Source organism: Extibacter muris (genome assembly GCF_004345005.1).
In the GTDB taxonomy this organism is placed as follows: domain Bacteria; phylum Bacillota; class Clostridia; order Lachnospirales; family Lachnospiraceae; genus Extibacter; species Extibacter muris.
This window is the reverse complement of sequence record NZ_SMMX01000091.1, coordinates 1-565: the sequence shown is the minus strand read 5'-3', so window position 1 is coordinate 565 and position 565 is coordinate 1. Positions and strand designations below refer to the sequence as shown.

Below are 565 nucleotides of genomic sequence, written 5' to 3'. Positions count from 1 at the left end.
AGAAGAAAGAGACGTTGACCGGGAGATTAGAGGAGAGGGAAGGAACGGCTTCCTCCATGGAAGGCAGAGAAGGAAGAGAAGGGTAAAAAAGATGCCAGAGGATAGAATTCTCAGAATAAGCGGAAGCTATCTCACGGTAAAGCGAGAGAAGGAAAGGAGAGAGGAGAAGGGAGGAAAAAAGGAAAGGAGAGAGAAGAGACGGAGGGAGAGGAAGGAGGGAGGAGAGGGAGAGAGGAAGAAAGGAAGGAAGGAGGAGAGGAAGAAGGAAGAGAAGAGGAAGAAAGAGCGAACGGGCGATTAAGAAGAAGAGGATACTTTTGAGAAGAGGAAAAGGAAGAAAAGGAGGAAAAGAAGAGGGAAAGAAAGAAACAAGTAGGAAAGGCGGAGAAAAAGAGGGAGAAAGAAGAAAGAAGGAAGAGGAAGGAAGAAAAGGAAAGAGAGGGGGGGAAAGGAAGAAAGGAAGAGAGGAAGGAGGGGAGAGAGGGGAAAGAAAGGAGGGAAGGGAGGAAGAAGAAGAAGAGGAGGGGAGGGAGAGGAGGGAGGAGAGGGGGAGGAGAAGGAAAGG

2 protein-coding genes are annotated in these 565 nt (G+C 49.0%); both read left to right on the top strand.

The genetic code is table 11. From position 1 onward, the window contains the following. A partial coding sequence (locus E1963_RS19330) for a hypothetical protein (RefSeq protein ID WP_207669426.1) occupies positions 1 to 301 on the top strand: 301 nt, incomplete at its 5' end. Positions 302 to 317: 16 nt separating this feature from the next. Continuing rightward, on the top strand, positions 318 to 565 hold a 248-nt coding region (locus E1963_RS19325), incomplete at its 3' end, for a hypothetical protein (RefSeq protein ID WP_201272110.1).